General features: G+C 32.9%; 11 protein-coding genes and 1 pseudogene. 2 read left to right on the plus strand and 10 right to left on the minus strand.

Going from position 1 to position 13,343, the window contains the following annotated elements; all coding sequences use genetic code 11:
* Positions 1-12: 12 nt before the first annotated feature.
* The 8 genes from murQ to LQ688_RS04845 all read right to left on the minus strand — a co-directional run bounded on the left by murQ (position 13) and on the right by LQ688_RS04845 (position 7,465).
* Positions 13-897, minus strand: coding sequence for an N-acetylmuramic acid 6-phosphate etherase (murQ, locus tag LQ688_RS04810; protein WP_070045080.1), 885 nt, complete (start codon positions 895-897; stop codon positions 13-15).
* A gap of 4 nt (positions 898-901) precedes the next feature.
* Entirely contained in the window at positions 902-1,948 is a 1,047-nt protein-coding gene (locus LQ688_RS04815) for a MupG family TIM beta-alpha barrel fold protein (RefSeq protein ID WP_239724122.1), read from the minus strand.
* A 192-nt stretch (positions 1,949-2,140) separates the two neighbouring features.
* Positions 2,141-2,524, minus strand: a complete 384-nt coding sequence (gene panD, locus LQ688_RS04820; RefSeq protein ID WP_017000822.1) for an aspartate 1-decarboxylase — start codon at positions 2,522-2,524, stop codon at positions 2,141-2,143.
* Positions 2,525-2,724: 200 nt separating this feature from the next.
* Entirely contained in the window at positions 2,725-4,347 is a 1,623-nt protein-coding gene (locus LQ688_RS04825) for a BCCT family transporter (protein ID WP_135022022.1), read from the minus strand.
* Between the two features lie 81 nt (positions 4,348-4,428).
* Positions 4,429-4,899, minus strand: a complete 471-nt coding sequence (locus tag LQ688_RS04830; protein WP_064205222.1) for a thioesterase family protein — start codon at positions 4,897-4,899, stop codon at positions 4,429-4,431.
* 4 nt (positions 4,900-4,903) lie between these two features.
* The gene (locus tag LQ688_RS04835; protein WP_017000825.1) at positions 4,904-5,872 is read right to left on the minus strand and encodes a 3-hydroxyacyl-CoA dehydrogenase NAD-binding domain-containing protein; all 969 of its coding nucleotides are present in this window, start codon (positions 5,870-5,872) and stop codon (positions 4,904-4,906) included.
* Positions 5,869-6,759, minus strand: coding sequence for a beta-keto acid cleavage family enzyme (locus LQ688_RS04840; RefSeq protein WP_239752656.1), 891 nt, complete (start codon positions 6,757-6,759; stop codon positions 5,869-5,871). Before LQ688_RS04840 ends, LQ688_RS04835 begins: the two co-directional genes overlap by 4 nt.
* A 169-nt stretch (positions 6,760-6,928) precedes the next feature.
* The gene (locus LQ688_RS04845) at positions 6,929-7,465 is read right to left on the minus strand and encodes a TetR/AcrR family transcriptional regulator (RefSeq protein WP_017000827.1); all 537 of its coding nucleotides are present in this window, start codon (positions 7,463-7,465) and stop codon (positions 6,929-6,931) included.
* 514 nt (positions 7,466-7,979) lie between these two features.
* Between LQ688_RS04845 and LQ688_RS04850 the strand changes: the two genes are divergently transcribed.
* On the plus strand, positions 7,980-8,435 hold the full coding sequence (locus LQ688_RS04850) for a MarR family winged helix-turn-helix transcriptional regulator (RefSeq protein WP_239752657.1): 456 nt from the start codon (positions 7,980-7,982) through the stop codon (positions 8,433-8,435).
* Positions 8,436-8,446: 11 nt separating this feature from the next.
* The gene (locus tag LQ688_RS04855) at positions 8,447-8,815 is read left to right on the plus strand and encodes a transcriptional regulator, SarA/Rot family (RefSeq protein ID WP_017000829.1); all 369 of its coding nucleotides are present in this window, start codon (positions 8,447-8,449) and stop codon (positions 8,813-8,815) included.
* 60 nt (positions 8,816-8,875) lie between these two features.
* On the opposite strand, the gene LQ688_RS04860 is transcribed toward LQ688_RS04855, so the two are convergent.
* Positions 8,876-10,507 carry a poly(glycerol-phosphate) alpha-glucosyltransferase gene (locus LQ688_RS04860; RefSeq protein WP_239724119.1) on the minus strand — a complete coding sequence of 544 codons (1,632 nt, stop codon included), beginning with the start codon at positions 10,505-10,507 and terminating at the stop codon, positions 8,876-8,878.
* 117 nt (positions 10,508-10,624) lie between these two features.
* Positions 10,625-13,159, minus strand: a pseudogene (locus LQ688_RS04865) (fibronectin-binding protein FnbA); the annotation flags it as partial.
* Between the last annotated feature and the right edge of the window lie 184 nt (positions 13,160-13,343).

Genomic DNA, 13,343 nt, shown 5'->3' on the forward strand with positions numbered 1-13,343 from the left:
TACACCCCTTGTTTACGTATTTCTCACAAACCCTTTAGCTTTTTCTAATTTCTGAATGGCTTCTTCTTTACTCACATTGTGCATGCCCATAACAATTGCCACTTTTACTTGTTCATCGCTTTCTTCAAAAAGTTTCTGGCTTTCTTCATATGAACACCCTAAAACTTCTTGAATCATATTAATAGCACGTTGTACAAGTTTTTTGTTGGTTGGTTTAACATCAATCATTAAGTTTTCATAAACTTTTCCTATACCAACCATCGCACCAGTTGAAATCATATTTAAAATGAGTTTTTGAGCTGTGCCTGCTTTCAACCTTGTTGAGCCTGTTAAAACTTCTGGACCAACATCAACTTGAACCGGAAAATCAGCGTAATTTCCTACTTCTGATTGTTGATTACATGTTACACAACCAGTAGGAACGCCTATGCTTTGGGCGTATTTTAATCCACCTATAACATATGGTGTTCTTCCACTAGCAGCAATACCTATAACCGTGTCATTTTCGTTTATATTTAAATTTCTTAAATCTTGTTCCCCTAATTCTAAATCATCTTCAGCCCCTTCTACTGCAACCGTCATTGCTTCTGGACCACCTGCAATTAAACCTATTACGACGTCTGGCGTGACACCAAACGTTGGGACACATTCCGCAGCATCCAATACCCCTAATCTTCCGCTCGTTCCTGCTCCCATGTAAATTAACCTTCCACCATTGTTTAAGCCCGTAATAGCTCTTTTAATCAATTCGGCTATCGCATTATTCTCTAACTTAATTTGCTCGGCTACTTTTTGATCTTCTGTATTCATCACTTCAACAAATTGTTCTGGCGTTAAAGTATCTAGTTTTGATGAATATTTATTTCTTGATTCAGTAGTTAGTTTTTTTATGTCCATCACATTATCCCCTTTTAATAAATTGGAAAGCCTGTCCAGCACCAATCATATTTATACAATCTAAATTGCTACTAGAAACACGCCCAATAACATTCACGGCTTCATTTGCTTCTAAATCTCTCTTGACGATTTGCAGTTCGTTCATGTATCGCCCATATTTCAAGTTATCTAATGTAACGGTCCCCTTAACTCTTTCAGTCGTATTATCTGGTTTAACTTCCCCTTGAAAACTCATCCTTGCCTCTTCCGCTCTTACTACATCTCTCGCTTTGTCTTTCCTATTATGAAAAATTCTCCCTATTACATCTTTTAAAGCAGGTGTTTCCTCTTCAATATAAAGACTTACGATTCCATTATTAAAATAATCATGAAATTGATTTATGATATCTAAGTCTATGCTTGTGTCCCCAATACAAACAACGTCGATATCATATTTTAATAATTGATAAGCAGCATATAAAGGATGTATATTTCTGTGTGCTTCAAGTGTTGGTAATCCTCTAAAGATAGGCCCTCTTAATTTAGTACCAGGGACAAATGCCATAATTTTCACATCCGGAAAAACATCCCTTATTTCTTTGTTTTTAGAAATGAAAAACTCATTTTCTAAACCTGTTTCCGGTCGTGGGTAATAATTATGTGCAACCATCACTTTTGATAAGTCTATATCTTTAGCTTTAAGTTGATAGAGCAATTCGACAGCGTCAGTACTTGCGTTACATACTACATTAACTTCATTTAATAAAGATATAATATCTTCTATCTCCAATGATATATCTAATCTTATAAAATCTATTCCAGCATCTTTTAAAGTAGTAGGCTTTTTATACGACAATCCTAAAGTCTTAAACGTTTTAGGATTTGCATCTGCAATAATCTCTGCTCTACCATTTACTATTTTATTTAACTCTTTTAATTTGGTTAAATACAACATTGGATCATCTTCTGGTATTTGCAATGAAGTAAATACATATTTGGCACCTTCATTAAGCATTGTTTCAATATAAGTCTTATCAAATGGTTCTCCTAAATAAACAGAAAAGCCTAGCATTTCAACACACTCCTTATTGGAATCGCTTACATTATCTCACTTTTGGAATGAAATTTCAATATAATATTAAAATATAACTAGAAATGAAATGAAATTACAAAAAGCTTTAAAGTTCAAAATAAAAGTTCTGAACTTTAAAGCTTTTTAGATTAATAATAGTATTAAGGCAAGTATATTCATGACATAGCCACTTTATAATATGATTTCATTTTCCTTCTCATGAATCATTTCAATAATTTCATTACGTTCATTCATTACTGCTACTTTAGGTGATAAATTTTTAGCTTCTTCGTTTGTAACTTGTACGTAATTCATAATGATAATAACATCATCTACTTGAACTAAACGTGCAGCTGCACCATTCAAACAAATCTTACCGCTTCCTCGTTCACCTTCAATTACATAAGTTTCTAATCTTGCACCGTTATTATTATTAACGATTGCTACCTTTTCATTCGGCAAAATATCTACTGCATCAAGAATATCTGCATCTATAGTAATACTACCTACGTAATTTAAATTTGCTTCAGTTACCCTCGCACGATGAATTTTTCCATACATCATAGTTCTTATCATGCTTTTCATCTCCATATGTTTTTTTATAGTTATTATCATCATACAATTATATTTTCATACGTCAACAATTAAATTCTGAGACGTCTTTCTTCTATTATATAGTTGTTAAAGTGTATTCAAATATCATCATAAATGAAAAAGCACTAACTCGTTATATATAATTCAACGAATTAGTGCTCAAAATTTATATTAAAAAATATTTATTTCTTTTCCCACCATCTATCATTTTTGGCATACCTGATAGAAAGTGTACGACGTTCTCTTTCTTTATGAAGTCGAGAGCGTTCTTCTAGTTTAATACGATCGTTGCTTAGCGTTTTGATGAAGGATACCATCAGTAATATAAATATTATAATCAATGGCACACCTGCAATGATTGAGGCGGTTTGTAACAGATTTAAAATCTCATCCCCACTGATTAGCATAAGTGCTAACGGAATAAATGATAACGCAAATGCCCAGAATAATCTGTTCCAACGATATGGCTCGTCATCTACTTCAGTTTGTGTTGCTCCTGCTAAGATGTATGAACCTGAGTCGAAAGTAGTCGCTAAATAAATGACTGCTGTAATTACGAATATAACGATAACGACATTACTCATTGGTAACTGCTCTAAAATGGACATAATCGCAGCGGGTCCTTCTTTTTCTTGAAGTACTTTTGTAACAGAGAATTTACCAGTAATCTCTAGCCATAAACCATAGTTACCTAATATTCCGAAGAATAGTGTACAGCCAAGGGTGCCGTATCCAAGTGTACCTAAAATAACTTCTTTTAACGTACGTCCTTTAGAAATACGGGCTATGAATAATCCTACGAATGGTGCGTATACTAACCACCAAGCCCAGTAGAATATTGTCCATGATTGTGGGAAGTTGTCTTTTGAAATATTACCAAGCCCACCAAATGGTTCTAACCATGTTGCCATTCTGAAGAAATCACGGAACATTAAACCTACACTGGAAAGCGTTGTTTCCATTATAAATACTGTTGGTCCAACAATAAATACAAATAATAATAATATAAACGTTAACCAAATATTAATGTCGCTTAATATTTTAATACCGTAATTAATACCTGAGTAAGAACTTGCTGCAAATATCAATGTTGATATGCCTAGTATCGTTAATCGTAGCCAAGTTGAACTACCATCTAAACCTGTTAGTGAGCCAACTCCTTCAGCAATCATTGGTGTAGCAAGTCCTAAAGTAGTACCTGCACCACCTAGTAAACCAAAAATGAAGAGAACATCAATCATTTTACCAGGCCATTTGTCAGTGTATTTTCCTATTAGTGGTCGACATGCATGACTAATACGTATAATAGGTTGTTCTTTTACATAAAGCGAATAAGCGATTGGAAGTGCTGGCAAGACATATATTGCCCAAGCAATAGGTCCCCAGTGAAACATTCCATATGTAGCAGCATAATTAATTGCTTCTTCACTACGTGGTTTGATATGAAACGGTGGACCATCATAATAATATGCCCATTCGATAATACCCCAATATAAAATACTAGAGCCGATACCTGCACAGAATAACATTGCTGCCCAACTCATCGTATTAAATTCAGGTTTATCATTAGGTTTACCTAGAACAATTCCACCATATTTACCAAATGCGATATAAAGTATAAAGATTAAAACAGCTAGACCAATTCCTAAATAAACAGCACCTAATTTTGAGGTTATTAGATCATTAAGTGATAATATTACTTGACTACTTGCATCTGGAAATGCAATTAAGGGTATAACTACAGATAGCAATATAAGTAAAGAAATTGTAAATGTAACCCAATCCATCAATTTAAATTTTTTCACAATTTACTCATCCTTTAATTTAGTGATTTTTTTCATATAATAAGGACTATCTGCATCATACAAACAGTCCTAGTTATACTTTTATTTACGTTTAATGCCTATTTGACGTCCTAATTCACGTGGTAATGAATCGTCTTGTTTCTTAACTGACTCATTTTTAATTTGCTCCATAATATTATCTGGAAACGCACTAGGACGGCCACTTTCGACATCGATTCCCATTAACATTACTTCATAAGTAGAGCATAATTCGTTTGAACCATTAAACATATTCATGAATACATGACATCTCTTCTGATCAAAGTCTATTAATTGTACACTGACATTTAACGTTTCATTTTTAGGTACTTCTTTTTGGTAAGTAATATGATTTTCTAACGTAAATACAGTATATTTAATATCTTTAATCGTTTGAACATCTAACCCTATGTGAGCAAGCCAAGCATCAGTTGCTTGACTGAACACACGGTTATATTCTGCATCATTCATATGGTTGTTATGATCTAACCACTCATTCTGAACAGTTGTTTGATAGTTGAAAAAGTTAGACACGACATTAAACCTCCGTCTTAGTGAGTTGTTTTTTCTTCATATAATCACTATTTTTTGGCCAATATTCTTCTGCAAGTTCTTTAACTTTAATTAAAAATTCATTTCTTTTTTGGTCTAATTCTGACATTGAATAACCAAATGATGATTGTTCACAGCCTTCAACAACTGCATTGTATAAATCTGTTGTTAATTCTGGTGCGACTAGTTTCGTCCAAGGTTTCTTCAGAGCAGGACCAAATTGTTTTAACATGTGACGCATACCACCTTGACCGCCAGCTAAATGGAAAGTCATAAATGGTCCATATTGTGCATATCTTAAGCCAGCTGCATGAGTAAATGCTTTATCTACTTCTTCTGTTGTAGCAATGCCTTCGTTTACAATATGCAATGATTCACGCCATAAAGCTTCCATAAGACGGTCTGCAATGTGACCTTCTATTTCATGACGTACATGAAGTACATCATTTCCGATAGCTTCATAGATTTCTTCAGCTTTAATAACTGTTTCTTCGCTCGTTTGTTTACCTGGCACAATTTCCACTAAAGGTAAAATATAAACAGGATGGAAAGGATGAGCTACGACTAATCTTTCAGGATGCTTTAAATTTCTTTGTAATTCTGTTGGTTTAATACCTGATGTACTAGAACCGATAATTGCATCTGGACGTGCATAAAAATCAATATCCGTTAATACTTTATCTTTAATTTCTTCTACTTCTGGTACATTTTCTTGTATAAGGTCAGCATCTTTAACAGCTTCTTCTAAATAAGGTGTGAATGTTAAATTATCAAGTGACGCATTTGGGTGTAAGCCCATACGTTCAGCATATGGCCAATTTGATTTCACTTGTTCTAACATTGTTTCATATGCACTTTCACTTGGGTCTGTCGCTACAACTTCATGTCCATGAGCGAGCATACGTGTAATCCAACCGCTTCCGATTACACCTGTTCCTACTACTGCAAATTTCATGATTGTCCTCCTTTAGGGTCTCTTAGTTGATAAAATTCACGCGCTTCTTGAGGCGTCATAGGGTCTATATCTAATTCTTTTAATATTTCTACAGCTTTTTCTACTAATGCTTCATTTGTAGCTTTAACACCTTTAGATATATACAGGTTATCTTCTAATCCAACACGAACACTGCCGCCACGTTTAGCTATTTCTTCTACAGTTGGTAATTGCATTCTACCTATACCAAATCCTGACCAATGTGCATTTTCTGGTAAACGTGTTTTAAAGTATTCAATCGTTTCTGCGTCGTTATCTGCTCCCCATGGAATGCCTAGACAAAATTGGAACATTGGTTCTCCATCAATTAAGCCTTCTGAAATTAATTGTCTAGCAAATCGAATATGACCACTATCGAAACATTCAAGTTCTGGTTTAACACCAGCTTCTTGTACAAGGCGTGCTTGTTCACGTAGCCAATCTGCAGGGCTTAAGTAAACCATATCTCCGAAGTTAGTACTTCCGCAGTCTAGCGTACACATTTCTGGTAGTAATGTTCCGATTGGTTCATGACGCTCTTCAGGCGTTTGCATGTCTGAACCTTCCCCAGCAGTGTATGGATTTTGTAAATTCGGGATGAAATCTCCACCACCACCAGATGTAATATTGATAATAATATCTTCACCCGATTCACGGATTAATCGTATAGCTTCTCTAAATAATTCTGTATCGTGACTAATACCACCAGTTTCTGGGTCACGTGCATGAATATGTGCAACTGTTGCCCCAGCACGTGCACATTTAATTGCTGAATCTGCAATTTCTTCCGGTGTAACTGGTACATTTTCGTTCTTCTCAACAGTATCTCCAGCGCCAGTTATAGCCGCTGTTAACATTACTTTATTCATTATAATCCTCCTGAAATGATGTTTTTAAAAAATTCAACGCTTGTTAGTATACCAACTAGACGGTAAAGTTTCAAGCTGTTATTCAAATTCTTTTTTAAACACAAAAAAAGCTGGGACATAATAATGTCTCAGCATGGTTAACCACTATAGATTAAATATTTTAAATTGTTTAATTCTTATTTGTATAATTTGATAATTGGTTTAAAACTTCTTCACGTCTTGATTCATCTATTGCATCAAGGCCGAATAATTCTGTTAACCATAAGCCATCGATAGCAAGTCGAATAATAGTTGCATCTACAGGGTTCAAACCATCGTCTTCAATAAAATGTTGCCACTCTTGATAAGTTTCTTGTAATGGTTTTAAAAGTGAGCGGTCGTTTCCTTGTGCTGCTAATACAGCTGAACTGATAGCAATATTATTGTCACGATGACTTCTAGTAGCTTCAATATACCCTCTTAACAATTTACCAGTATCGTCATCATCTTGAACGTTTGTATCGACATTATTACGATAAGTGGCACTTGCATAATCGACTAATCCTTGAATTAAAGCTTTTTTGTTTTTAAAGTGATACAAAAGTCCGCCTTTGCTCACCTCTGCACGTTTTGCGACAGCATCAAGTGTAAGAGAATCAGTGCCTTGTTCATTTACTATTTGAATTGCTGCTTCAAGCATCTGTGTACGTCTATCGATTTTACTCATACTTGTCATCTCATTTCGGTTTGTAATTATAAAAGATATTGTATACTAAATAATCTTTTTTATAAACATAGACTATTTCAAAAGTTGTAACTTATTGTCAATTTTTATTAATTTAAATATCCACCTATAACAATACCCTGTTATTTCTATATATATCATTTATTGCTATTTGTAAATTATTATTTCAATATTCGTTCATAATTCTACTAAGTTATAAAAATTTATTTTGATATTAATAGTTTAATCAAAGTCCATGAATCACTTATTTGACAGTCTTTGTTTAGCTTTCACTATATACATTAGTTACATTAAATAAATATACAATTAATTATTAGAATATATAAAAGTTCGATTTATTATTGTATTTTACAACAATAATAATTTCGTAAAACTTAAACCTTTTTAATTAGATTTTCAAACAATATTATTGTACTTTTCTCTATTTTTGGTATTATTTAGTATTATAAGGATTTATAGTTATATTTTGACAATACTATTTGGGGGGCACATCAAAATGAATGATCAATTTTTAAATGAAAATGCTCAGATTTTCAAAAGTTCCCTAGTGAATTTATGTAGTAATTTGCATTATCTATGCAAAGATGTTGCGCAATCCCATGGCATATCCTTAAAACTCGCAAATTTACTAGAGATTATTTATGAACAAGATGGTATTACTTTGAACAACTTATGTAGAAAAATCGATGAAGACAAAGGAAATTTAAGTCGCCTAGTCAATGACTTAATGAAAAATTCTTATGTCATCAAAAAACAATCTGAACGTGATAAACGAATTTACTATATTTATATAACTGAATATGGTAAAGAAGCTATCCTAAATTTAAAACAAGTTTGCATACATAATATGGATAGCTTGCTGTCTATATTGTCTGAGGAAGAACAAAATCATTTTATAAAAGCTCTAACAAAACTTGATAATCACGTATATGACTTAACCATTAAAAAATAGGAGACGATTAAATGAAACAAATTATTTATTACGAACTATTTAAGAAAGATATCCTTAAGACAATTTATAATGAAAAGAAATTAAAAAGAATGGACATTTTAACTTTATTCTATCTATCTGAAATAGATGAGGAAGAAGTCTATGTAAGAAAATTGAGAGATATTATGTTCGATCCGCCCTCTTCAGAAATTACGAATTCATTAAAAACACTTGAACACTTCGGACTATTAAAGAAAGCTAGAGACCCATTTGATGAAAGAGCACTTATACTTAAAGATATTCAATTAAGTAAGATTGATGAAATCCTAGATTATTGTGAAAAAATCGTACAACATCATATAGATAGTATTGATTTAGTTCAAAAGAAAAAACTGATATAACATACTTAAAAAAACTTCCTCATAAATTTTGAGGAAGTTTTTATGTATAAATAATTTTTATTAAGTAATCTTATTATTTTTAAATACATTTTGATACTGCACATAACCTGAAATATAATGCTCCACATCATCTATGCGCACTCTGAAGCCATGATGCTTAATAAAGAATGTGTTCATTATTCTTTCTGGATTTTTAAAATACATTACTATTTCTGGATAAAAATATCCAGTTCTTTGATAATTTGCTCTTGAATGAATGGTATCAATCAATTTTCTTTCGTCTATATACTCTGTTACTAAGTGTTTAAATCCACTATTTTTAGCTGATTGTACAAGTTTGTATGTCGCTACAAGCATTTCTAAAAATGTAGGAAATGTAGTTTCCCTTTGCTTAATATAGTCCAAATGACCAGCAGCATTTTTCATACCAAATATATAGTACTTTTCTTCATGGTTTAACTTCACTAACTCATTTGTACAATAACTTAACCAGTGATCATGATATTTCCAATAATTCTGTTTTATAAACTTTTCAAATAAATGTTTAACTAGATTGAGCCAATTTTCATCTCCATCAACTTGGTACAATCTTAATAAAGCAAAGGCAGCTTCCCCATCATAATATACAATGCGATACTTTTCTTTTACTTTTAATGTTGGATAATGCAATACATGTATCGTTTCTGCATCATTATCATCAATCATACTTTCAATACCTTTAGCCACTTTTTGCGCTATTTCTACATAGTATAAATCATCTGGTCGATGCCTTAAATACTCACAAATCGCTAATATAAATGCTGCATTTTGCCCTAATTTAATTTCATTGATACCTTTCGTATCATCAAAAACATAAGCGATACCATCATGTTCGTATAAATAGTTTTCGATAATATAATTTAAAGGTTTCTTAGCGACTGAAATATCTTTATTCAAATAAGATAATCCTTCTATTAATGCATATGTAGAAGAAGAATGTCTTAAATTATTATAAAAATTAATTTTCTTATCAAAATGAGGAAAATATCCATAAATATACTTACCATTACTTTGAATTTCATTCTTTAAATAATTCACACTTTGTTTAATTAATTCATCTATTTCTTCGTGAAAATTATCAACATCTCTTAAATTTTTCTCATAACCTTTTTCATTTAGCTTAATAATTCGATCTTCTTCAACATAAAAACCTTTTGTATAGAATTTAATCACTTTTTTATTATTATAGTAAGACTTATTAAATGCCAAGTTATTTTTCGTATACTTTCTTAAATAGTTATTGATATTTTTTTCAGATAGATATAATTTTTCATCTTTATTATTAGGTCTTATAAAAGCATTCGCATTAATGATTTCAGGTAAAAATGCATACCTCCAACTATCATCAAGTGAAAAACCATAGTCTACGTAATTTCTACGAGTCTTTTCCAAATCATTTACTAGTATATTAAAGTCAATTTGCTCTGTATGCGTAACGATATCCATTTTAATCCAAACTGGTTCTTTACCCGTTTTTTTCTTAAATTGAGCGCATGCTTTTAATATATCATCTTTTAAATATTTTTTTCTTTTCAAAACTGAAACTATAGCTTTAATATTTGGTAATCCTAAAGATAGAAACGAAATATCAAACTCTAGATTTTCTTCATTTACTGTTGCTAATAATTTATCAATTCGCTTTTCTAAAAACAATTTATTCCCTCATTTCTCGACTTTTGAAATAAGTTGAAAATAAATGGAACCAGGCTAAAAAGCCTGGTAGTAAAAATACTTTCATATTTATTTATACGCTATTTACTTTTCTTTTTTACGACGTCTACCAAACAAGAGCAATGAGCCTAAACCAGCAAATAGTCCACCGAACAATAGACCATTTTGTGTATTTTCTTCACCTGTATCTGGTAATGTCTTATTAGATTTTCCATCTTTACTAGTACTAGCTGCTTTACCAACATTTGATCCAGAATGCGGTCCATTATCTATATTAGACCCTGGAACCATATCATGATCTACATCACCGTCATTATCAGAATCGGCATCACTGTCTGAGTCTGCATCGCTGTCTGAGTCTGCATCACTATCTGAGTCTGCGTCGCTGTCTGAGTCTGCGTCACTATCGGAGTCTGCGTCACTGTCTGAATCGGCGTCACTGTCTGAGTCTGCGTCGCTATCTGAGTCTGCATCGCTATCTGCATCGGCATCGCTATCTGAGTCCGCATCACTGTCTGAGTCCGCATCACTATCTGAGTCCGCGTCGCTATCTGAATCAGCATCACTGTCTGAGTCTGCATCACTGTCTGAGTCTGCGTCGCTATCTGAATCGGCGTCACTGTCTGAGTCCGCGTCACTATCGGAGTCTGCATCACTATCGGAGTCTGCATCACTATCGGAGTCTGCGTCACTATCGGAGTCTGCGTCGCTATCTGAGTCTGCGTCACTGTCTGAGTCTGCATCACTGTCTGAGTCCGCATCACTGTCTGAGTCTGCATCACTGTCTGAGTCTGCGTCACTATCGGAGTCCGCATCACTATCTGAGTCTGCATCACTGTCTGAGTCTGCGTCACTATCGGAGTCCGCGTCGCTATCTGAATCGGCATCACTGTCTGAGTCTGCATCTGCGTCAGAATCTGAATCATCGTCGCCATCACCAGAACCAGAACCTTGTTTTACGATATTTTCATTGTCCCAATAATATGTGTTTTGATTTCCATAATAATCTGTATTACTATGAGTCACTCGTGTTCTTACACTTTCGCCACTATTGTCAAAGTGTCCGTCTACTACTACAACATAAGTTTTTGAAGTATTACTGAAATCTATTATCGCTGTATTGTCTCTATAAGTAATTGCGTTACTAAACTGATTTGTTACATCTACATAATTTGAATCTTCAGGATTAATATAGTAACTATCTGTTAATTTTGTATTATCTTGAACTTCGTATACTTTAAATGATGTATTATTTTCATCAATTAAAGTACTACTTTTCGTAGGGTCTTCATGATAACCTTGGATTTTAACTGTAGAATAATTTAGTTTATTGCCTTTAGGGTTAACGTATATAGATTGAGTATATTCATTTTGCCCAGAATGTAAGTCTATCTCTGTTATAAACGAAGTAATATTTGATCCATTTTTACCTCTATTACCTTGTACTGGACTTCCATAATTAATATTTATATCTTCATTAAATGTTTCGCCAGCTACATCAAACTCTAAGGGATATTCACCAGATTGAGGAGCATTTTTTCTATCTGTAAATAACGGAAGTTCAAATTGACCATTAATATTCTTCTTACCATTTATAAAATCAGTAAATGTATACGTACCTGTTTTATTAGTAGTGTTGTACATTCCTGTAGCAATGACATCACCATTTGCATTTTTTAGTTCTGGTAAATTCATAATATTATTTAAATTTGAATAATCTACATCGCCATCAGCTGTTAAATACTGAGGTAATTTAAACGTAAAGTAGTCTCCAGATTTAACTTCTCCATCAACTTGGAATTTTGAATTAAAGGAAGTGTGCCCACTATTATTCGGATTGATATCTTGAGAATTAAAATTAAACTCAGTCGTGTTTACTTTATCATTTACTAATGTTCCAGAAGGTTGCTCACTTGCTTCCTCTGTACTTTCTTTGTCATCTGTATCAGTTGCTGTATTCGTTACAGCATCATTAGTATTTGACTCTTCTCTATTGGCTTCTTTATCAGTTTGTGTATTTTCAACTGGTTCTTCATTAGTTGATTCAGTGTTGTCTTCTACTTTATCTGTTACCGGTGTTTCTGTTGGCTCTTCTCTTGTTGCTTCTTCGTTATCTTCTACTTTATCTGTTACCGGTGTTTCTGTTGGCTCTTCTCTTGTTGCCTCTTCGCTATCTTCTGCTTTATCTACTGACGGTGTTTCTGTTGACTCTTCTCTTGTTGCTTCTTCGTTATCTTCTGCTTTATCTGTTACCGGTGTTTCTGTTGGCTCTTCTCTTGTTGCTTCGCTATCTTCTACTTTATCTGTTACCGGTGTTTCTGTTGTCGTTGTTTCATTATTAATTTCGTTATCGTTTGATGTATTTTCAGCTGGTTCCGCAACTGGCGGTACTTCTTCACTTGTTGTATTTTCTGTAGTTTTCTCAGCTGTTACCTTATTTATATTACCGTTATCGGTTATGTGTGTTGTACTACTAGTAGTAGTTTCTTCAGCTTGCGCTTCATTTCCTTGTCCTAAAAAGATTAGTGAACCTATAATAATTGAAGCTGTACCTACTGTGAATTTTCTAATTGAATACTTGTTTAATCGATTAGGGATGAAATCTAACCTTCTTGAATTTGGTTTCTTTTTCATAATAATCTTCTCCTTCCATTGTTAAAACTTCATTAATCGTTGTTAATTACAATAATTAGTAAACTTTATTATTTAAATAATAATTATAATAAATTAACAAATTTTTACACTCCCCCTTTAAAAAATATAATATCACATTTATTTTCTTAAATGTATATTTTTTACAAATAATTATGTTTATAAT

The sequence above is a fragment of the Mammaliicoccus sp. J-M40 genome (assembly GCF_022386395.1).
Lineage (GTDB): Bacteria > Bacillota > Bacilli > Staphylococcales > Staphylococcaceae > Mammaliicoccus > Mammaliicoccus lentus.

Excerpts from the sequence above, each read along its gene's own strand:
- murQ (WP_070045080.1), bottom strand. The coding sequence starts at position 897 with ATGGACATAAAAAAACTAACTACTGAATCAAGAAATAAATATTCATCA.
- LQ688_RS04815 (WP_239724122.1), bottom strand. The coding sequence starts at position 1,948 with ATGCTAGGCTTTTCTGTTTATTTAGGAGAACCATTTGATAAGACTTAT.
- panD (WP_017000822.1), bottom strand. The coding sequence starts at position 2,524 with ATGATAAGAACTATGATGTATGGAAAAATTCATCGTGCGAGGGTAACT.
- LQ688_RS04835 (WP_017000825.1), bottom strand. The coding sequence starts at position 5,872 with ATGAAATTTGCAGTAGTAGGAACAGGTGTAATCGGAAGCGGTTGGATT.
- LQ688_RS04840 (WP_239752656.1), bottom strand. The coding sequence starts at position 6,759 with ATGAATAAAGTAATGTTAACAGCGGCTATAACTGGCGCTGGAGATACT.
- LQ688_RS04845 (WP_017000827.1), bottom strand. The coding sequence starts at position 7,465 with ATGAGTAAAATCGATAGACGTACACAGATGCTTGAAGCAGCAATTCAA.
- LQ688_RS04850 (WP_239752657.1), top strand. The coding sequence starts at position 7,980 with ATGAATGATCAATTTTTAAATGAAAATGCTCAGATTTTCAAAAGTTCC.
- LQ688_RS04855 (WP_017000829.1), top strand. The coding sequence starts at position 8,447 with ATGAAACAAATTATTTATTACGAACTATTTAAGAAAGATATCCTTAAG.